General features: G+C 74.2%; 18 protein-coding genes. 8 read left to right on the top strand and 10 right to left on the bottom strand.

All coding sequences use genetic code 11. The features are described from left to right. Positions 1 to 61: 61 nt before the first annotated feature. The 3 genes from ACVUH9_RS13845 to ACVUH9_RS13835 all read right to left on the bottom strand — a co-directional run bounded on the left by ACVUH9_RS13845 (position 62) and on the right by ACVUH9_RS13835 (position 3,088). On the bottom strand, positions 62 to 1,945 hold the full coding sequence (locus ACVUH9_RS13845) for a copper resistance CopC/CopD family protein (protein ID WP_475757854.1): 1,884 nt from the start codon (positions 1,943 to 1,945) through the stop codon (positions 62 to 64). After that, complete coding sequence (locus ACVUH9_RS13840) at positions 1,942 to 2,634, bottom strand: hypothetical protein (RefSeq protein WP_475757852.1); 693 nt, start codon at positions 2,632 to 2,634, stop codon at positions 1,942 to 1,944. Before ACVUH9_RS13840 ends, ACVUH9_RS13845 begins: the two co-directional genes overlap by 4 nt. Positions 2,635 to 2,767: 133 nt before the next feature. Next, on the bottom strand, positions 2,768 to 3,088 hold the full coding sequence (locus ACVUH9_RS13835; protein WP_475757851.1) for a hypothetical protein: 321 nt from the start codon (positions 3,086 to 3,088) through the stop codon (positions 2,768 to 2,770). A gap of 58 nt (positions 3,089 to 3,146) precedes the next feature. Between ACVUH9_RS13835 and ACVUH9_RS13830 the strand changes: the two genes are divergently transcribed. Continuing rightward, on the top strand, positions 3,147 to 3,965 hold the full coding sequence (locus ACVUH9_RS13830; RefSeq protein WP_475757850.1) for an NlpC/P60 family protein: 819 nt from the start codon (positions 3,147 to 3,149) through the stop codon (positions 3,963 to 3,965). Positions 3,966 to 3,987: 22 nt separating this feature from the next. Here ACVUH9_RS13830 and ACVUH9_RS13825 read toward each other — a convergent pair whose 3' ends face one another. Further along, entirely contained in the window at positions 3,988 to 5,163 is a 1,176-nt protein-coding gene (locus ACVUH9_RS13825) for a PQQ-dependent sugar dehydrogenase (RefSeq protein WP_475757849.1), read from the bottom strand. 165 nt (positions 5,164 to 5,328) lie between these two features. Here ACVUH9_RS13825 and murD point away from each other — a divergent pair, with 165 nt between their 5' ends. Further along, on the top strand, positions 5,329 to 6,834 hold the full coding sequence (gene murD, locus ACVUH9_RS13820) for a UDP-N-acetylmuramoyl-L-alanine--D-glutamate ligase (RefSeq protein WP_475757847.1): 1,506 nt from the start codon (positions 5,329 to 5,331) through the stop codon (positions 6,832 to 6,834). A gap of 79 nt (positions 6,835 to 6,913) precedes the next feature. Here murD and ACVUH9_RS13815 read toward each other — a convergent pair whose 3' ends face one another. After that, positions 6,914 to 8,158: a winged helix-turn-helix domain-containing protein gene (locus ACVUH9_RS13815; RefSeq protein WP_475757915.1), complete on the bottom strand. Its 1,245-nt coding sequence runs from the start codon at positions 8,156 to 8,158 to the stop codon at positions 6,914 to 6,916. Positions 8,159 to 8,276: 118 nt separating this feature from the next. Next, the gene (locus ACVUH9_RS13810; RefSeq protein ID WP_475757845.1) at positions 8,277 to 9,773 is read right to left on the bottom strand and encodes a MurL-like N-terminal domain-containing; all 1,497 of its coding nucleotides are present in this window, start codon (positions 9,771 to 9,773) and stop codon (positions 8,277 to 8,279) included. Positions 9,774 to 9,849: 76 nt separating this feature from the next. Here ACVUH9_RS13810 and ACVUH9_RS13805 point away from each other — a divergent pair, with 76 nt between their 5' ends. Next, entirely contained in the window at positions 9,850 to 10,851 is a 1,002-nt protein-coding gene (locus ACVUH9_RS13805) for a cupin domain-containing protein (protein WP_475757843.1), read from the top strand. 9 nt (positions 10,852 to 10,860) lie between these two features. On the opposite strand, the gene ACVUH9_RS13800 is transcribed toward ACVUH9_RS13805, so the two are convergent. The 3 genes from ACVUH9_RS13800 to ACVUH9_RS13790 form a co-directional block, all read right to left on the bottom strand. Continuing rightward, on the bottom strand, positions 10,861 to 12,969 hold the full coding sequence (locus ACVUH9_RS13800; RefSeq protein WP_475757841.1) for an AMP-binding protein: 2,109 nt from the start codon (positions 12,967 to 12,969) through the stop codon (positions 10,861 to 10,863). 9 nt (positions 12,970 to 12,978) lie between these two features. Further along, positions 12,979 to 13,983, bottom strand: coding sequence for a lysophospholipid acyltransferase family protein (locus ACVUH9_RS13795; protein ID WP_475757840.1), 1,005 nt, complete (start codon positions 13,981 to 13,983; stop codon positions 12,979 to 12,981). A 105-nt stretch (positions 13,984 to 14,088) separates the two neighbouring features. Next, on the bottom strand, positions 14,089 to 14,460 hold the full coding sequence (locus ACVUH9_RS13790) for a metal-sensitive transcriptional regulator (RefSeq protein WP_475757838.1): 372 nt from the start codon (positions 14,458 to 14,460) through the stop codon (positions 14,089 to 14,091). Between the two features lie 129 nt (positions 14,461 to 14,589). On the opposite strand from ACVUH9_RS13790, the gene ACVUH9_RS13785 reads away from it, so the two are divergent. The 4 genes from ACVUH9_RS13785 to ACVUH9_RS13770 all read left to right on the top strand — a co-directional run bounded on the left by ACVUH9_RS13785 (position 14,590) and on the right by ACVUH9_RS13770 (position 18,328). Continuing rightward, a complete protein-coding gene (locus ACVUH9_RS13785; protein WP_475757836.1) occupies positions 14,590 to 14,808 on the top strand; it encodes a heavy-metal-associated domain-containing protein in 219 nt (72 codons plus the stop codon). An 801-nt stretch (positions 14,809 to 15,609) separates the two neighbouring features. Next, positions 15,610 to 16,290 carry a hypothetical protein gene (locus ACVUH9_RS13780; RefSeq protein ID WP_475757834.1) on the top strand — a complete coding sequence of 227 codons (681 nt, stop codon included), beginning with the start codon at positions 15,610 to 15,612 and terminating at the stop codon, positions 16,288 to 16,290. A gap of 24 nt (positions 16,291 to 16,314) precedes the next feature. Beyond that, positions 16,315 to 17,166, top strand: coding sequence for a hypothetical protein (locus ACVUH9_RS13775; protein WP_475757832.1), 852 nt, complete (start codon positions 16,315 to 16,317; stop codon positions 17,164 to 17,166). A 55-nt stretch (positions 17,167 to 17,221) separates the two neighbouring features. Further along, positions 17,222 to 18,328: a hypothetical protein gene (locus ACVUH9_RS13770; protein WP_475757831.1), complete on the top strand. Its 1,107-nt coding sequence runs from the start codon at positions 17,222 to 17,224 to the stop codon at positions 18,326 to 18,328. On the opposite strand, the gene ACVUH9_RS13765 is transcribed toward ACVUH9_RS13770, so the two are convergent. Beyond that, the gene (locus tag ACVUH9_RS13765; protein ID WP_475757829.1) at positions 18,320 to 19,249 is read right to left on the bottom strand and encodes an SDR family NAD(P)-dependent oxidoreductase; all 930 of its coding nucleotides are present in this window, start codon (positions 19,247 to 19,249) and stop codon (positions 18,320 to 18,322) included. The two genes, ACVUH9_RS13770 and ACVUH9_RS13765, sit on opposite strands and share 9 nt — an antisense overlap. A 306-nt stretch (positions 19,250 to 19,555) precedes the next feature. Here ACVUH9_RS13765 and ACVUH9_RS13760 point away from each other — a divergent pair, with 306 nt between their 5' ends. Then, positions 19,556 to 20,041, top strand: coding sequence for a hypothetical protein (locus tag ACVUH9_RS13760; RefSeq protein WP_475757827.1), 486 nt, complete (start codon positions 19,556 to 19,558; stop codon positions 20,039 to 20,041). The last annotated feature ends 52 nt before the right edge of the window (positions 20,042 to 20,093 follow it).

Genomic DNA, 20,093 nt, shown 5'->3' with positions numbered 1-20,093 from the left:
CAGGATCTGCGGCAGGCTGCTCACGCCGCCCGGTCCCTCCCCGTCGCGGTCGTCCGCGCGTTCATCGGATCCGCACCGGCAGGGTCGTCTCGGTCTGGTCGAACGCCGACCGGCGCAGCACGACCTCGATCCGCCAGCCCCCGGGGGTGCCGAGCGGGACCGCGGCCGCCGTCCAGTGCCCCGGACCGGCGACCACGAACGGGACCTTGACCGGCACGTCGCTGCCGCCGCTCCGGCCCGGCGGAATCGCCCGGACCTCGAGCTGCTCGGCGCCCGCCACCGGTTGACCGCGGCGGTCGAAGGCGTAGAGGTGCATGGCGTTGGCGCCGGTGCGGGCCGGGTCGACGATCAGCTGCAGCTGGATCTCCCCGACCGTCCTCGTGACGGTGGCCGGACCGGACAGCAGCGACTTCGGGGGTGCGTAGCCGGCGAGCGCGCCGGTCACCGCCAGGACCGCCACCAGCAGCAGCACCTCGGCCCGCAGGGCGAGCCGGATCTGGCGTCCCGCGGTGGCGACCGTCGGGATTGCGGGGCCGGCCGCCGCCGCGGTCCCGGGTCCCGCCGGGGCTGCCGGATCGTCGGCGAGCGCCGGCGCGGCGGTGGGCACGACGTCGTTCTCCGCAGCCGCAGCGGCACCGCCCCCGGCAGGGACGTCCTCCGCGTCGGCGGCCTTGCGCAGGCGCGGCACTAGCCACTCGCGCTGGACGACCGCGACCCCGACCGCCGTCACGAGCAGGATGGCCTTGATCAGGACCGCCCGGCCGTAGGCGGTGTCGGTGAGGTCGTAGAGCGTCGTCAGGTGGAGGATCGCCAGCACCGTGCCGGCTGCGGTCAGGGTCGCCACCGAGACCAGCGCGATCGGCGAGAACCGCAGCAGCACGGCGGCGAGCAGGCCGGTCCGCCGGGGACCGGGCTCGATCGCGCGGGTGGCCCGCGGGAGCACCAGCAGCAACGCCAGCAGCCCTCCGATCCACGCCCCCATCATCGCCACGTGCAGGATCTGGAGCGGGACCAGCGCCCAGGCGGGGGACGAGGCCGCCGCGTGGCCGCCGAGCGCCGGGGAGACCACCAGCACCGCGAGCAACGCGACCGCCGCGAGCAACGCCGGCGACGTCCGCAGGCTCGCGGCCCGGACCGCCCGACCCGCGATCAGCGCGATCCCGGCGAAGGCCGCGGCCGAGACCAGGAACCAGGCGCCGGTCTTCGTCCCGAGCACGTCGCGGATCGTGTCGACCCGGAGCGCATCGCCGATGCCGGTGCCGCCGGCGTTGGCCGCCTGGAGGACGACCGCTAGCAGCGCACCGACCAGGCCGACGCACGCGACGACTCGCAGCCAGCGGCCCGCGGCACCGACGAACGCGTCGTCGGCCTCCGGCGGGATCCGACCTGCGCGCCGCAGTGGCAGCCAGACCACGATCAACAGGATCAGCAGCCCGCAGGACCCACCGATCCCTAGGTAGCGGACGACCCGCGCGACCGACAGCGCCGTGCCGATGCCGGCGGGCGCCGCCTGGTCGGCGGTCAGGGCGCGGATGTCGGGCGGGGCCGCGGTCACGTCGCGACCGACGGCGAAGGTCACGCCGCCGACGACCGGGTGGCCGTCGGACGAGATCACCCGGTAGGTCGCGGCGAACGCCCCGTGGGGCGTCCCCGGGCGCACCCCGATGGCGAGCGCGTCGTTGCGACCGCGGGGTCGCGTGACGCGGCCGTCGTCGACCCGCTTGCCGTGCTCGTCGACGACGCGCAGCGCCCCGAACGATCCCTCGACCTGCTCGCTGAAGACGAAGACGACCTGGCGCGGCGCCCGCTCGAGCACCGCTCCCGCGGCCGGGGTCGAGCGCTCGAGCGAGGCGTGGGCGCCGGCGAGCGCCGGGAAGGCGACCGCGAGCGCGACCAGCAGCGCGACCAGTCCGAGCAGCCGGGTCGTTGGGCGACCGACGGTCACCAGACGTCCTCCGCGGTCGGGTCGCTGCCGGCTCGGCGGCGACGGACGACGACCACCAGCGCGACGGCCGCGAGCAGGACGGCGACGAGGCCGATGATCGCGGCGGTCGGCACCCCGCCCTCCTCCGGCGTCCACCAGAGCGTGCCGGCGATCGTGGCCGGCTTGCCGTCGACCCGGATCGGCACCTTCCAGTCGTAGACCTTGCTGCGCTTCGAGCTGTCCTTCACCTGCGGGGCCGGTGTCCCGGCCTCGCCCATCCAGTGGATCCGGTGGTCGTGGAACTCCACGCGCGAGGACTTGTCGATCGTCCGCCACTCGGGCTTCGAGCGCGGCCCGGTCGCGTCGGCCGAGGCCGGCGCCGGCGTGGCCCCCTTCGGGTCCTTGTTGACGAAGGTCGCCTGACTCCGCAGGTTCTCCTGGACCGTCCCGTCCGGCAGCAGCCGCAGGTAGGGCTCGCCCTTGTACCCGGGAACCTCGACGGTCTTGCCGGTCTCGTTCGCGAGCGTCAGGTGGTCCCCGCGCGAGACCACGGCGACCTGGAGGCCCGGGACCGCCGGGCTGACGCCGGCGAGGATCGAGTCGTAGGCGGGATCCGCCTGGTGGGCGCCGGCCGATGGGGCCAGGACCAGCAGCAGCGAGCAGGCGCTCGCCACCGCGACGGTGAGCGAACGGCGGGAAGGACGGAGCACGACGATCCTCGGGGCGATGCGGACGGTGGAACGGCTCGACACCCGGAGGTGGAGCCAGCAAGACCTAGAGCGCCGACGCGGAGGCCACGTCGGACGGAGACGGCGACGCTGCGGAAGCAGCCGCGGCGACGACTCAGACGGCGAGCGGCGCCGGCGGGCCCCGCGTCGAGCGCACGCCGATCCGGATCCGACCGCCGCCACCCTGGCGACGCGGCCCGCGCAGGCGGACGATCGGAGCGGGGCCACGGCCGCGCGTCGAGCGGCGACGGCGGATCGCCCGGACCAGACGGTCCTCGCCCGGCATCCAGCCGACGGCGACCAGCCCGAGCAGCAGCAGCGCCGGCGCGAGCTCGAGCGCCACGTGCCCGCCCGCGGCGACGGCGAGGCCCAGGACCAGCAGCACGCCGCCGAGGATGGCGGCCAGGCGCAGCGTCGTATGGCGCGTTCCCGACAAGAGGCCCAACCGTACCGACCGCCACCGCTTCCCGCCCGTCGGGGTATGGTGCGGAGCGATGGGCGAACGACGTCGAACGCGAGAAGGCCAGCGGTGGCGTCGCCCCGCGCTCGTCGCCGGTGGCGGCGTGCTGGTGCTGGTCGCCGGCGGGATCGCCGTCAGCGGCGCCACGGGCGCCGACGGTCAATCAGTCGCCCAGCTGCGTGCGTGGCCGATCGTCGCGCCCGCGCTCGCGGTCCCCGTCGATGTCCCAGCCGGCGGCGACGCGGCCGAGACCGCGCCTGCGGCCCCCGCCGACGACGCCCGTCAGTCGTCGACCACCACCACGACGACGCCCGAGAAGGCGCCGGACACGCTGCCGTCGGGCGCCCCGACCGACGCCCAGGTCGCCGCCGAGCTGCGCCGGTCGCTGAAGACCTCCGGCGGCCAGTCGCCCAGCGACGAGGCCATGATCAGCGGTGCCTCGCTGACCGCCGACGGCATGGCCACGATCCCGCTCGACGCTCCGGGCAAGGTCGCCGACATCATCCGGGCCGGCAACCAGGTCGCGCGCAAGCCGTACGTCTACGGTGGCGGCCACGGGCGCCTCGCCGGCTCGACCTGGATCGACACCGCCTACGACTGCTCCGGGTCGATCAGCTTCGCGCTGGCCGCCGCCGGCATCATCGATGCCCCGATGACCTCGGGTGGCCTGGCCGACTGGGGCGAGCCCGGCCCCGGCAAGTGGGTGACGATCTACGCCAACGCCGGCCACACGTTCATGTACGTCGCCGGGCTGCGGTTCGACACCTCCGGTCGGCAGACGACCGGCTCCCGCTGGCAGGTCGCGTCGCGCGGGACCAGCGGCTTCCGGGTCGTCCACCCCAAGGGCCTCTAGACCCTGGCCGCAGCAGCGCCGGTCAGTCGCCGTCGTGGCGCGCGACCGGCGCCGGCAGCAGCTGGACGACCCCGCCGCCGAGCGTGCTCACCAGCACCCGCCCTCGGCGGTCCTGGAGGTACGAGGTCTGCCGGGGGATCCGCAGGCCCTCGTCGCGCAGCTCGACCGGGGCCTTCGCGTCGGCCGGGATCGACCAGACCCGGCCGGAGCAGAAGTCGCCGAAGAGGTAGCGGTCGCGGAGGCTCGCGGGGACGCTCCCCGGACCGCGGACGGCCACTCCACCGTTCACCGCGCAACCGCTGCGCGAGGTGTAGGAGGCGACCGGCCAGGTCAGCGGCCCGGTCGTGTTCAGCTCCCGGTTGGGCTGGTCGCGCGCGCCTTCGAAGGCGGCCCAGCCGAAGTTCGTCGGCGGCGTCGCGTCGCGGATCCGCGAGGCCGGCAGCCGGTCGATCTCCTCCGTCTGCTCCTGCGCGGCGTCCCGGCCGGCGTCGCCGATCCAGAGGTCGCCGGTGCGCTTGTCGAAGCTGATCCGCCACGGGTTCCGGAGCCCGTAGGCGACGATCCGCCAGCGCGAGGCGGAGACGGTCTCGTCGGACGGCGGGACCGCCGCCGCGCCGCGCGGAGCACGATCGCTCCGCAGGTCGTACCGGATCACCTTGCCCAGCAGCGAGTCGAGGTCCTGGCCGTTCTCACGCGGGTCGTAGGCCGATCCGCCGTCGCCGAGACCGAGGTAGAGCCGCCGATCGCGTCCGACCACGAGCTCGCCGCCGTTGTGGTTGCCGTACGGCTGCTCGACCGCCAGGATCGGCTCGCGCGAGAGCGGGTCGACGAAGCCGTCGTGCAGCCGGTAGAGGTCGACCCGGGTGTTGCCGTCGAGGTCGTTGTAGTGGACGGCGACCCGCGGATCCTTGCGGTAGTCCGGGAGGAACGCCAGACCCAGCAGGCCCTGCTCCTCGTCGAGCTTGATCATCCCGCGCAGGTCCAGGAACGGCGGGCCGGCGGTCGGACCGTGCCCGTCGAGCCAGCGCGCGGTGCCGGCCTGCTCGAGCACCAGCACGCGCCCCTGCGGCCCCGGCTCCTCGACCAGTCCGGCGGCGCGCTGGAAGCCGGAGGCGATCGTCCGGCGCGCCAGCGGCGGGGTCGCGGCGACCGACTGGGCCGACGGCTTGGCGGCGGCCGGCGGGGTCGGGCGCGTCACCGTCGCTTCCGTCTGGTCACCGCAACCCGCCACCCCGAGAGCCAGGGCGAAGACCACCGGGAGCACTGTCAGCGACCGCCACATCAGCGAGGGAGGATACGGATGACCGTCGTTCGGGCGACGCCTCGGAGAGTGGAGCCCATCCCGCGGGATAACCTCCGCTCGGTGAAGACCGGTCCGATTCCCCTGCCGCCACCCGCTCTCCGGATCGCCGATCTGAACGGCAAGCGCGTCGGGATCTGGGGCGCCGGCCGCGAAGGCTCGGCCGCGCTGCGGGCGCTCGTCCGCCACGCTCCCGACGCCAGCTCGCTGGTCGTGACGTCGACTCCGCCGTCGGTCGAGTCGTCGGCGCTGGCCTCGGGCACGCCCGCCTCCGCCGGGCCGGCCGTGCCGTGGCTGTTCGGCCCCGACGGGATCGAGGCGCTGGCCGCCTGCGACGTGGTGATCCGCTCTCCCGGCGTGCCGGTCCGCGGCCCGGAGGCCGAGCAGGTCCGCGCCGGCGGCGCGATCCTGACGACCGGCACCGCGCTCTGGCTCGCCGAGCGGGCCGACCGCGAGACCGTCGTCGGCGTCACCGGCACCAAGGGCAAGAGCACCACCGCGTCGCTCCTGCACCACCTGCTCGGCAAGGCCGGGGTCCGCAGCCAGCTGGCGGGCAACATCGGGCGTCCGCTGCTCGACGAGCTGACCCCGGCGAACCCGCCCGAGGTCTGGGTCCTGGAGCTGTCGAGCTACCAGCTGGCCGACCTGCCGCGGGCCCCCACCGTCGCGGTCGTCACCAACCTCCTGCGCGACCACGTGCCGTGGCACGGCGACGAGGCGACCTACCACGCCGACAAGCTGCGGATCCTGACCGCCGAGGCCGGCGCGCCGGCCGGCGGCAGGTCGAACCCGCGGCTGGCGGTGCTCTCGTACGCCGACCCGGCCTTGCGCGAGGCGGCGGCGTCGCTCCGCTGCCCGATCCTGTGGGTCGACCACCCGGACGGCCTGCACGTCGCCGAAGGTCAGCTGCTCGACGGTCCCCAGACCGTCTGCTCGATCGACGCGCTCCCACTGCGGGGCGTGATCGGCGCACGCAACGCGTCGGCCGCGCTCGAGTCGGTGCGGGCGCTGGGGTACGAGATCCCGGATCTGGCCGCGGCACTGCGAGACTTCGAGCCGCTGCCCCACCGCCAGCAGGTCGTCGCCGAGCGGGCCGGGCACGTCTGGGTCGACGACTCGATCTCGACCACGCCGGAGGCCGCGCTCGCCGCGGTCGCCGCGTTCGGCCCCGGTCCGGTCGTGCTGCTCGCCGGTGGCGACCACCGAGAGCAGCACTACGACGCGCTCGCCAGCGCGCTCGCCAGCGGCCAGATCCCGACCGGGGCGATCGGCGAGCCGCCCGCCTCGGTCACGGTTGCCGGCCTGGTGACGCTCCCGGGGACCGGGCCTGCGTTGGCCGACGCCGTCCAGGCGGCGGGCACCGGACTGGCGGTCCGGCGGATCGAGGGCACCGAGCCCGGCCCGGTGATGGACGCCGCGGTCGCGGCCGCCCGCCAGATCGCTCCGCCCGGCGCGACGATCCTGCTCTCGCCGGCCGCGCCGAGCCACAACGTGTTCCGGGACTTCGAGGACCGCGGGGACCGCTTCGCCGCCGCCGTCGCGGCGTTGCCCGACGATCCGGACGCCTGACCGGGACGCGCGACCGCGGACCGGACCGACCCGCGGGGCCGGACTGGCCCGCGGGGCCGGACGCGCCCGCGGGCGGCAGCTAGCGGACGGCGACGGCCAGCGCCCCGGCCAAGTCCCCGCGCCCCTCGACCGCCACGTCGCCGAGCCCGAGCCAGCCGGCCATCGTCCGCAGCTCGGCCGCCAGCTCAGCGGCGACGTGCTCGCGGTCGGCGACGCCCGCCTCGACGTGCGCCGCCTGGACCCGCAGCACGCCCGCCGCCCGGTCGGCCTTCAGGTCGACCCGGGCCACCAGCTCGTCGCCGAGCAGGAACGGCAGCACGTAGTAGCCGTAGACCCGCTTCTCGCGCGGGACGTAGATCTCCAGCCGGTAGCGGAAGCTGAACAGGGCCTCGGTCCGGGTCCGCTCGAAGACCAGCGGGTCGAACGGCGAGAGCAGCGCCCGCGCCTGGATCCGGCGGGGGCGACGAGCCTCCACGTGCAGGAAGGCCGGACGCGCCCAGCCCTCGACCCGGGCGGGCACCAGCTCACCGGCCTCGACCAGGTCGCTGACCGCCGAGCGGGCCTGCTGCGCCCGGAGGCGGAAGTAGTCCCGCAGGCACTGCTCGGTGGCGACCCCGTGGGCGCGGGCGGAGATCCGCACCAGCTCGCGGATCGCGTCCTCCGGCTCCGGGTCGGGGGCGCTGTCGACCTCGGGCGGGAGCACCCGCTCGGGCAGGTCGTAGCGGCGCTCGAACTGCGGCGTCCTCCCGGCCGAGGTCACCCGACCGCAGAAGAACAGGTACTCGAGCGCCCGCTTGACCGCCGACCAGTTCCAGGCGTAGCCGTTGCCGCTCCGCTCGCCGAGCAGCCCGAGCGCGCCGTCCCGCTCGATCCGCCGCTCGACCTCGACGGCGGTCATCGGACCGTGGGCGGCGATCTCCGCCTCGACGATCGCGAGCACCTCGGGCTGCTCCGCGGCCCGCCGGATCATCCCCCAGCCCTCGATGTCGACCCGTTGCATCCGCCAGCGCAGCAGCCGGTGGGTCTCGGGCGGGACGAACGACGCCTCGTGCGCCCAGTACTCGACCAGCCGCCGCGGCCGGCGGCTCGTCGCCCGGTCCAGCAGCGCCGGGTCGTACGGGCCGAGCCGACTGAACAGCGGCATCAGGTGCGCGCGGGCAACGACGTTGACCGAGTCGATCTGGAACACCCCGACCCGGTCGATCACGCGCTGGAGGTGGCGTGCGGTCACCGGCCCGCGCGGAGCCGGGTCGGCGAATCCCTGCGCGGCCAGCGCTATCCGGCGGGCCTGGAGTCGACTCAGCGCCAGCACCTCCGTGGTCACGCTCACCGGCCCCGCACCGAGTACGACGGACGGCGAGGACAGGCGGATCCGGGCATCGGGACGATCATGCCAGCCCGCTCGGACCGAACGCACGTTCGCCCCTCCACCCCGTCGCGGCTCACGTCCCGGCGTGGTTCCCGAGCACGACTTCGGCGGCCGGGCGCAACTCCGCCGGCAGCGCCGCGAGCGCTGTCGGCTCGAGCGCGAACGGCACCGCCAGCTCGGCCGGCCCGCGCCCGTCGGCGACCTCACGCAGGTGCTCCTCGCGCAGCCGCCGGACGACCACGTGACCGGCCCACGGGCTCGGCCCACGACGAGCCCCGGCAATCGCCTCCTGCCCCGGAAGGACCGCACCCGAGGTGTCGGCCCCGGCGATCAGCCGCATCGCCACCAGCGACTCGGCCTCCTCGCCGACGCACTCGAACGGCTTGTGCTCGCGGAGGCCGGCGAGGTCGCAGAAGCCGTCGTACTGATCGGGATCGTCGAGCATGTCGACGCCGAAGGTCGCCTGCAGGGCCGGCGGGTCGAGCCACGGGGCGAGCGCCAGGTAGACGAACCGGCACTTCGGGCAGTCCCCGCACCAGTTCGAGCGGCGGCGGGCGGGATCGATCCGAAAGACGGTGTTGCAGGAGGTGAAGTGCGGGTGGAACCGCTCGAGGCGACTGAACGCGCGGGCGATCGTCAGCTCGCTCGCCGAACGCAGGACCGAGCGGTAGTCGAGCCCGACGGCGATCTCGGCCTCGATCAGCCCGCGCAGCTCGCGCTCGAAGTCGGCGCCCTTGCTCCACTGGTGGTTGACGTCGAGGCCGTCCCAGACCAGGTTGCCCTCCGACGCCGAGCGCTCGTTCGCCATCGCGACGGCATCCGCCCCGTGCAGCACCGCGGTCATCAGCGCGATCGTCGAGACGACCGCCGTCACCGGAACGTGCCCGTTGAGCGCCCCGCTGGCGTTCAGCTCGCCGATGTTCGGCGAGAGCGAGCGAAGCGCGACGGCATGCGGCAGGGCGGGCGGGCCCGTTGCCCCGATGCAGCGCACGATCGGGGTCGCCCGGCCGACCGAGAAGCAGACCGCCTCGCGTCCGGCCTGCTGGACGATCTCGAGCGCGACGACCGAGTCCTTGCCGCCCCCGATCGGGACCAGCGTGCGGCCGGTCTCGGGCAGCGCCACCGGCTCCGGGGCAGCGTCGCCGTCGGCCGCGGCCGGCGGGAACGCGACCCGCTCGCGGATGTCGATCTGGTTGCGGTAGGCGAACTCGCCCAGGCCCAGCGTGTAGACGTCCTGCAGCAGCGTCCGCAGCCGCGGGGAGAGCGGGCCGGTCTCGACCACCATCGCCGGGGGGACCGCGGTCTTGTAGTAGGAGACGCCGGCGAGCAGGTGCAGCAGGCGGGCCAGACGTCGGAACGCCTCCTGCCGAGCCGGGTCGCTCGGCCAGTCGACGCCCTCGAAGCGGATCGTCTCGACGAACGCGACCGCGTCGTCGAGCGCGTAGCGCAGCGTGACGGCCGGAGCCTGCTCGTCGACCTCGACCGCCACGAACCGGAAGCTCGCGAACGCGGTCGGGTCGAAGGTCGTCGACGGGGCCGTCGGAGCGGGCGCCTGGGAAGCCTCGGTCACCTCTCGAGCGTAGCGGGGTCGTCCAGCCGCCCGACCTCGGCCGCGGCGCCCGAACCGCAGGATAGGGTCGGCCCCGATGGTGCACGACGACTCGTCCGACGCCTTCGCGGGCCCGAACGATCCCCCGATCCACGTCGACGACGTGCCGGAGACCAGCTGGCAGATCGGCGAGCTGGAGGCCCGTCGCAAGCGCCTGGGCGCGGCCGTCGGAGCCCACCGCCTCGGGGTCTCGATCATCACGATCGCGCCCGGCAGGCGTTCGACCCCGCCCCACAGCCACGCCGACGAGGAGGAGGCCTTCCTCGTGCTGGCGGGCAACGGGGTCAGCTGGCAGGCGACGAGCGACCGTCGGGCCCACGCCTACCGCGTCGCCACCGGCGACGTGCTCGTCCACCGCGCGAACGGCCCTGCCCACACGCTGATCGCCGGCGCACGGGGCCTGACGGTGCTGGCCGCCTCCGAGGGCTCCCGCACGAAGATCACCTACCTGCCGCGGACGGAGCAGTTCTGGCTCGGGCCCCGTTGGTCCCCGGCCGCCACCCCGCACCCCTACCGCGCCGACGCCGACGCCGGACCGCTCGTGGTCCCGGCCGTCTCCCCCGTGCGGCCGCCGGGCATCGTCGCGCTGGAGGACTGTCCGGTCGACGTCGGTGGCCGGGGCCGCTTCCGTTGGGCGACCCGCAACGCCGCCGCGGCGGCCGGCGCGCGACGGCTGGTGCTCGCCACCGACGAGCTGCCGCCCGGCAGCATCAACACGCCGCTGCACTGGCACACGATCGCCGAGGAGTGCTTCTACGTCCTGCGGGGGACGGGGATCGCGCGGATCGGCGAGGCCGCCCACCCGCTCCGCCCCGGCTCGTTCTTCCTGCGCCCGCCGAAGCCCGGCGTCGGCCACCGGATCGAGGTCGGCCCGGAGGGGATCGAGTACGTGACGATCGGCGACCTCGTCGACGGGGACGTCGCCGTCTACCCGGACAGCGGCAAGATCGCGGTTCGGCCGGGGGTCCTGCTGCCGATCTCGGCGCTCGAGTACTTCGACGGCGAGCCCGACGCCGAGGCCCCGTGGCCGCCGGCGTAGCTCCCGCCGCTAGCCGGCGAGCTCGCGCTTGATGACCTTGCCGGTCGCCCCGCGCGGCAGCTCGTCGACGAAGACGACGTCACGCGGGACCTCGAAGTTCGGGCGGTTGGCGCGCGCGTGCTCGCGGACGGCCTTCGCGCTCAGCCGCGAGCCGGGGACCCGGACCACGTGGACGGCGAGCCGCTCCCCGTAGGTCGCGTCCTCGACGCCGACGGCGACGACGTCCTGGATCTGCGGGTGGTCGGCGAGCAGGTCCTCGAGGCCGCGGGGATAGACGTTCTCCCCGCCCGAGACGATCATGTCGTCCTCGCGCCCGAGCACGAACAGCCGGCCGAGGTCGTCGAAGTAGCCGACGTCACCGGTGTCGGCGAGGCCGTCGCGCCGCGGCAGCCGCGTCCCGTCGGTGTAGCGGTCGTTGGCCAACCCGCCGCCGACGTGGATCCGGCCGATCCGGTGACTCTGCAACGGCACGCCGTCGGCGGCGAAGATCCGTACGGTGGCGCCGAGCGGCACCCGTCCGGCGGTGTTCGGCGCGGCGCGCAGGTCGGCCGGGTTCGCGATCGCCGCCCACCCGACCTCGGTCGCGCCGTAGACGCTGTAGAGCCCTTCGCCGAAGGCGTCCATCCACCGGTGGGCGAGGTCCCCGGGCAGCGCGGATCCGGAGCTCGCCGTCACCCGCAGGCTCGAGAGGTCGTACGACGCCCGCACCTCGGGGTCGACGTCGAGGATCCGCTGCAGCATCACCGGCACGGCGACGAGCACGTCGACGCCGTGCCGCGCCACGGAGCGGAAGACGTCCTCCGGCTCGACGTGACGTTGCAGCACGACCGTCGACCCGAGCAGCAGCGCCAGCAGCAGGTTGGCGAAGCCCCACGCGTGGAACAGCGGCGGCGCGATCATGAAGGTGCTGCCGTCGCGGTACGGGATCCGGTCGAGGAACGAGACGGGTGCGTCGAGCGAGATCCGGCTGCGCCGGGTGCCCTTCGGCGTCCCGGTCGTGCCCGAGGTCAGCAGGACCACGCGGCCGGGCGCCCCGGGCAGGCGCAACGTCCGGCCGGCCCCCTCCACGATCAGCTCGTCGAGCGCTCGCACCCCGCTCGGGCGGATCGCGTCCGGGCTCGTGTCGTCCCAGGCCGAGACCACGCGTGAGACGGTCGCCGTGCCGGCCACGCCGGAGCGACCACGGACCTCGCCGAGCGCGGCGTCCATCGTCGCCAGCAGATCCGCGTCGCAGATGATCGCCGTCGGACGCTCGCGGTCGAAGACCGCCCGCACCTGCGGCGCCGCGAACGCGGTGTTCATCAGCAGCGCGTCGGCCCCGGCCTTGCTGACGGCGACCAGCGCCTCGACGAACCCGCGGTGGTTGCGGCACGCGATCGCCACCCGGTGCCCCTCGCTGACGCCACGATCGCGGAGGGCCACCGCCAGCGCAGTCGTCCGCTGGTCGAGCTCGGCGTAGGTCAGCGCGCGATCGCCGTCGACGATCGCCAGCCGCTGCGGGTCGCGGACCGCCGCCGCCGAGTAGGCGCCGGCCGGGGTCGCGCCCCAGCGGGTCAGCTGACGGCCGACCGTGAGGTACTTGTCGGGCCGCATCGGCCGCAGCACGCCCGCGCGGGCGAAGACGTCGACCGACCGGATCGCCTGCCGCGCCACGTCGCTGGGGCGCGGCAGCCGGGGCGGCGGCTCTTCGGCGAGCAGCAGCCGCTCGACCGCCCGCAGCATCTCGCGGGTGCGGCGGCGCATCTCGGGCAGCGCCAGGATCCCGGCGACCGAGCCCGGGATGCCGCCGGGCGGGTTGTAGCCGAGCCGGACCGTGACCCGTGCTCCGTCGGACTGCGGGCGGACCCGGATCCCGATGTGCAGGTCGATCCCGGTCACGCCGGCGGCAACCACGTCACGGCCCGGGTTGTAGACGGTCACCTCGAGCTCGCTGCCCAGCTCGGCCGGGCCGACGGTCAGGACCGCCCGGATCCGCGTGCCCGGGCCGACCGGCCCCTCGTCGAGGACCTCGAACGACTTCAGGCCCGGCATCGTGCGGGCGATCACGCGCTCGTCGACGATCGCCTCCCACGCGCGTTCGGGGGAGACGGGCAAGTCGATCCGTTCGGTGATCCGCATGCTGTCGCGCTACCCGACGACCGGCAGTCGGCGTCGCCGCTGCAGCTCGGTGAGCATCTCCTGCATAGTCGAGGTGACGTGGTCGTAGACCTCGCGCTCGTCCGCGTCGTCGCCGAACGCGTCGCTGACGTCGATCGGGGGCAGCACCTGGACGACGATCTTCGCCGGCAGCGGCAGGTGGCCGAGCAGGTCGCCGACGTTGATCCCCCACGGCAGCGCGAGCGAGAGCGGCATCGTCTTCAGCCGCAGGTGACGGTCGAGCCCGAGCGCCTGGGCGACCCGCTCGCCGTGGCCGAGGAAGAGCGCGGTCTCCTGGCCCCCGATCGAGACGACCGGGACGATCGGCACGCCGGCCTCCTGTGCCAGCCGCACGAAGCCGGCGCGCCCGCCGAACTCGATCGTCGCCGACTCCCAGCTCGGACGGTGGACCTCGCAGTCACCGCCCGGGTAGACGAGCACGCAGGAGCCGGCGGCGAGCGCGTCGCGGGCGACGTCGGGATCGGCGGGCAACGTTCCGAGCCGACGCAGCACGCCGAGCCCGGGGTAGGCGGATACGAGGTTGTGGACCAGGACGTGGAGCGGGCGCTCGGGACCGAAGTGGCTGGTGAAGCCGAGCGCGAAGACGAACGAGTCCGGGGTCATGTTGCCGCCGGAGTGGTTCCCGACCAGCAGCACCGGCCGGTCACGGGGGATGTGATGGAGCCCGCGGACCTCGGCCCGGAACCAGAGGCTCGCGACGAGCCACGCCACGGGCATCACGTCGCGGACCAGGTAGCTGTCGCGCTCGTCCATGTCCGCCGGCCGGATCCGGGAGCGGATGGCCGCCTCGGCCACCCGCAGGACGGTCCGAGCCGGCAGCTGCGCGGGCTGGAGCGCGGTCCGGCCGACGCCGGCCGCAGCCGACGCCAGCTGCCCGAGGAACCCCCGGGCGGCCCGGCCGACGAGTGCGCCTCCGTCACCAGGCACGGTGACGGTGTCGGTCGGGGCGTCGGTGGTCGGCGGAACGGGCGGCATGCGGCAGACGGCGGCACCCGCCGCGCGGAGCGCGGGACAGGGAGCGGTTCCCGGGAGCGTATCCCCCGGGCGTCGGGCCGTCGAGCGACAACGGTCGCCCGGGTCCTAGCCGCGGCGCATCAAGCGCCCGACGGCCGACATCAGCTCCTCGGTCCGCTCCTCGCTCTGAGCCGGGTCGCCGCCGATCACGCAGTGGTGGGCGTGATCGTCGAGCAGCCCGAGGGCGACCTTGTCGAGCGCGGCCTGGACGGCGCTGATCTGGGTCAGGATGTCGATGCAGTAGCGGTCGCTCTCGACCATTCCGTCGATCCCCCGGACCTGCCCCTCGATCCGCTTGAGACGCTTGCGGAGCGCGTCCTTGCTGGAGCTGTAGCCACGGGTCGGCGTCCCCGCGGCAGCGTCGGGCGCGGCACCGGTCGCCGCCGCGTCGGCGGTCGGGGTGGTCGGGCTCGGGGCGTTTCGGGGCGTCGGGGACACGTGGCTCTCCTGTCGGTCTGGACCGATTCTATCAATACCCCCAGGGTGTATCGTGAGACGTCCCACCGAAGCCGCGGCCGACGCCACGCCACGGCCACGCGCGCCGCGCGCCGCAACCGAAGGACGACCATGAGCACCAGCGCCGCCAGCCCCCACCAGTACGTCGTCGAGGGCATGACCTGCCAGCACTGCGTCGCCTCGGTCACCGAGGAGATCTCCGAGGTCGCGGGCGTCGAGCAGGTCGACGTCGACCTCAGCTCCGGCCGCGTGAACGTCCACGGACAGGCCTTCGACGACGCAGCCGTCCGCGCCGCGGTCGCCGAGGCCGGCTACACGGTCACCGGCTGACCGACCGCCGGCGACACGTCGGCGGCACGACCCCGCGCCGCCGCACGACCCGGCGCCGCCGCAGGGCCGCACGGCCCCCGCAGGCGCGGCCCCCGAACGCACGCCTGCGCCGGGTCAACACCCGCCGCTCGCTGACCAGTCAACACCGACTGCGCGGCGACACCGACGGCCATCGAACACCGCTCGTCGACCACCCGACAGACCACCGGGGCGGCGCCGCCCACCGGGCCGCCCCGAGCCGCCCCACGCGGCCCCACCGCCGCCCCGTCGAGAGCGATTGACACCCGGTGACGGCTGTCGTCCCAGCCTCCGCAACGCCCGCCGCGCAGCAACCGACGCCGAGCATGCAACACAACGCGTCTCCGAGCCCCGACGGCACGGCTTCCGGGAGGCCGGCCGCACCCGAACGCCGCCCCAGATTCCCCCGTTCAGCAGGGAGAACCGCATCTCGAACGCCCCGACAGCGCAGCGCTGATCAACGCCGGCGACGACATGGACACTTCGGACACCGCACCATCCCACCGAACCACCCATCCCCACACCGGACGACTACGTCTTCAAATCGGATGTGGCGGGTGCACGCTAGTCGCTGACCACTAACCCCGCCAGACGCCCTAAGACGATGGTCTGAGGCGGATGCCGTACGCCATCCACATACACCGTATCTCCAGTGACAGCGCGTGCTTTTTCAATACTCGACTATTGGCGCGTACGGGCGTATGCTGGGCCGCAACCGGGCGCCGGTCGTGCTCCCCCCACCGCGACGGACGCCACCGCTTGCTACCCCGGTTGATGATCCGCATGCCCCACTCACGTCGTGCCCAGACGCCGGCCTCGGCACCCGCCCCGGCCTCCACCGCTCCCGCCCGCGACCGGGTCGATATCCGCCCGACCGCTGCCCTCCTCCGGACTCATGTCGAACGCTACGGCGTCGACGTCACCTGCCAGCGCTTTCGCCTCTGCCGTCGGCGCCTCGGCGCGATCGTCGCCCTGCGCACGACCCGTGGGCAGCACGCGCACTTCCTCGACCGCGGCTGCGTCGAGGACATCATCACCCACGGCCCGGAGACCTTCGGGGTCCTCCACGTCCCGCTCCCGGGCGTCCTCCAGGACCGCCTCGGCGATCTGCTGCTCGAGCTCGGGCCGGACGGCCTCGCCCAGCAGCTCGAGATCGAGCTGCCCCGAGCCGAGCGGTTCGTCCAGCAGATCACCTTCGGGCGAGCCGGCAACGGCGCCCGCGTGACCCACGTCTGTGCGTCGGTCGCCGTCCACGCCGGCCTCGACCCCATGGCGCTGGAGGACCTGGCGATCGAGCGTGGCTGGTGCCCGACCTGCACCGAGCACGTGCTGGTCGCCGGCGACCGGCGCTGCCCCTGGTGCGACACCGGCGTCGCGCTCGACGATCGGGTCACGGCAGCCTCGATCGGCGTCGCCCACCACGCGCACGGCACGGCGCCCACCCGCCATAGCGGCACGGCCTGACCCACGAGCTGAGATCCTGCGGGGGTGAGCACCCGCGCCTCCGGAGCCCGACCCACGAGCCGGGGGCGTCAAGGCCTCGCCGCGCTTCTCGTCGTCGGCGCCCTGCTGGTGCTGGTCGGCCTCCCGCTCGCCCACGCCCACCGCACGATCGAACCAGACCGCTTCGCGGACCACGCGACGGCCGTGCTCGAGGAGCCCGCCGTTCGCGAGCGCCTGAACGAGGAGTTCACGACCGCGATCACCCGCGAGATCGTCCAGCTCACCGGCACCTCGGCCCAGCGCACGCGGCGGATCGTCGAGCCGCTGACCCAGCGGGTCGTCGACAGCCCCCAGTTCGCCGCCGTCTGGCGGCAGTCGGTGAGCTTGGCCCTGCGCAAGATCCTCGACCCGAGCAACCGCCAGATCGCGATCACGGTCGAGGACGCCGCGACGCTCGTCGAACAGGCGACCGGCCCGCTCCCCGCCGAGATCGCGCGACCGCTGCGGCGCGCCGGGGCGGTCACGGTCGTGACCCTCGACCGGAGCCGCGCCCAGGCCGAGGCCGTCGACCGGCTCGAGACGATCAGCAGCCTCGGCATCCCGGCCCTGATCGCCGCGCTCGTGACGTTCCTCGTCGCCCTGCTCGCCGCCGGCAACCGTCGCCGGATCGCGATCGGGATCGGGGTCGGCGTGGCGATCGCCTGCCTGCTGGTGGTCGCCGCCGAGCTGCTCGGGCACGCGCTGGCCACCGACAGCGTCAGCGGCAGCTCGACCCGCGACATCGCCTCGGCGGTCTGGAACGAGCTGTTCGACGGGCTCCGGACGGCCGCGCTGATCGGCGCCGCCGCAGGGGCCGCGCTCGCGGTCGTCGCGACGCTCGCGCGGCCCCGCCACTGACCCGCCGACGGGGACGGCCACGCCCGTCGTCCGCCCCGCCCGATGGAATGGCGCGGTGGATCAGCTCGAGCGCTACGAACAACGCTTCCGGCGGGCCGGGCTCCCGCTCTTCGTCGAAGACTGGTCGGCGCGCACCGACGCGTTCAACCGGGCGTTCCCGCTGCTCGCCCTGGTCTTCGTCGCCGAGCTGTTCGGGGCGCTCGACTTCGACTGGTCGGTGGTGGCCAATCTGGCGGCGATCGCCGGGGCGGTCGGGATCGCCCTGGTCGCCGTCACGCTCGCCAACCGGCGCCGCGGCCGCCCGGCCCTGGCGATCCCCGAGGACCTCGGCACGGCCGAGCTCACGGGCTTCGTGCTCGTACCCGCACTGCTGCCGCTGGTGTTCAACGGTCAGCTGACCAGCGCGTTGGTGACCGCAGCCGGCAACCTGCTGCTGCTCGGCGTCGTCGCGCTCGGCTTCGGCTTCGGGATCGGCGCGATCCTGCTCTGGGCGCTCCGCCGCATGGCCGGGCAGCTCGCGGTCTCGGTCACCCTGCTCGCCCGGGCGGTCCCCCTGCTGCTGCTGTTCGCCGTCGTCCTCTTCATCAACACCGAGATGTGGCAGGTGTTCGGGGACATGCCGACCGCCTCGATGAACGGCGTCGGACTGCTGCTCGCCGTGGTCGTGGTCTCGTTCCTGGGGGCCCGGATCCCGCGTGAGGTGCGCTCGCTCGAGGCGAGCGTGGCCGACGCGACGCCCGGCCCGCCGCCGTTCGTGCCCCTGCGCCGCGCGCAACGGGCCAACGTCGGGCTGGTGATGTTGATCAGCCACGGCCTCCAGATGCTGGTCGTGACGCTCGCGGTCACCGGGTTCTTCGTCGCCTTCGGGATGCTCGTGATCGACGCCGAGACGATGGAGGCGTGGATCGCCACCGGCGGCCAGCAGCTGTTCGCCACGACCATCGCCGGCGTTCCCCTGCGCCTCACCGACGAGCTGGTCCGCGTCTCGGTCGCGATCGGCGCGCTCTCCGGCCTCTACTACGCGATCAGCGTGCTGACCGACTCCTCCTATCGCGAGGAGTTCCTCGACGAGCTGACCGGCCAGATGCGCGAGACGTTCGCCGCGCGGGCCGAGTACCTGGCCCTGCGCCGGCCCCGCGACGAAGCACCCGTTTCAGAATGATCGGCCGGGGCCGTTCACCCCGGCCCCCTCCCGCGAGCCCGGCGCCGGGTCGTCGCCGTTGACGCTCGCGGCGTCGACCTCGGCCTCCCGCCCGCCGTCCGCGCGCCCATCCGGCCCGCTCAGCCGCCGCGTGACGCCCGCGATCGCCGCCTCCAACGTGCTCGGCGCGACGGCCCGCAGCGCGGCGAGCGCCTGCCCCTCCCGCGGGGTGACGGCGAACGCCCGCGTCACGATCGCCTCGCAGACCAGCCCAGCGGCCTCGTCCGGCCGCAGCGCCGGGACGCTCTGGTACTCGGCGGTCGGCGCGATCATCGGCGTGCGCACCAGCGGCATGTGGACGCCACTGACCCGGACCCCGTCCCCGCGGACCTCGTTGGCCACGCAGCGCGAGAAGGTGTCCAATGCGGCCTTCGACGCCAGATATCCGGAGAACCGCGGCGTCTGGAGCTGCAGCCCCTCCGAGAGGATGTTCACGATCTGCCCGCGCCGCTGGGCGCGCATCGCCGGCAGCAGCGCCAGCACGAGCTTGACCGCTCCGAAGTAGTTGATCTGCATCGTCCGCTCGAAGTCGTGCATCCGGTCGTACGAGTCACCGATCGAGCGGCGGATCGAGCGACCGGCGTTGTTCACGAGCACGTCGACCGCACCGTGGTGGGCCAGCACCTCGGCCGCCATCGCGTCGATCGCCTCGAGGTCGCTCAGGTCGCAGGGATGGACGACCGCGCGACCGCCGTCGGCGACGATCCGGTCGCGAACCGACTCGAGTGCCGAGCGCGTCCGCGCCACCAGGATCACGGTCGCCCCCGCGCGGCCGAGCCGCAGCGCCGTCGCCTCCCCGATACCCGACGACGCGCCGGTGACGAGCACCACGCGTCCGTCGACCGCACCCCGCAACGTTCCCGAGGTCAGACGCCGGAGCACACGCGCCGGTGTGTTCGGCGTCCGAGACCCGAGGGTCAGGAGTCCGTGCCGCAACTCGTCGGCACGGGGCGCGACAACGGCACGGGCGGCGGCGAAGGCCCGATCAGGACGGGGGACGAGCGACATTCCAGGACAGTACCTACTCCTGGTAGGACCGGTCGTATTTGATTGCCTCCCGCGTTCCTGACGGCCCCTGAACGACACCTGAGCGTGTGACGTCTTGTCTACGCGCTACGGTTCAGGGCGGTAAGTCGTGCGTGCCCCGTTGTCTCACCCGCTCACCACCCCATAGTGGAGCCTGTTCCGTTGGACCTCATCGACGACTTCCAGAAGCGCATCGACGAACGAATGGCTGAGATCCAGCCGCTCGTCCAGGAGTACCACGCGCTCCAGCAGCTGCGCAGCGCCATCACGAGCCTCGACCCCGAGGCCGTGGCCGCGCACGTCAGCGCCTTCCCGCTTCCGGGCGGCGGCGACCTCCTCGGCGGCAACGGCTTCGGCGAGGCCGAAGGAAGCCGCGCGCGCGGCAAGCGCCAGCAGAGCCGCACCGCCGCAGGCAAGCGCACCGGTCGGGCTGCTCCGGCGCGGCGCGAGCCGGAGCCCGAGCCCGAGCCCTCCGGCGCGGACTACGAGCGCGCGGCGCTCGAGCTGATCGCGACCGAGCCGGGATTGACCGCCAGCCAGATGGCCGAGCGACTGAACGTCCCGGTCAGCGCCCTCTTCCGCCTGCTCCCGCCGCTCCAGCGTTCGGGGCGGATCCGCAAACAGGGCAAAGGCTTCTCGATCGCCTGATCGGAACAGCCCGCCGGCCTACCACCCGTTCGGACGGGTGGAGCCGGCGTCC

It is taken from the genome of Patulibacter ginsengiterrae, assembly GCF_056269115.1.
This window is presented reverse-complemented; position numbering and strand designations above follow the sequence as displayed.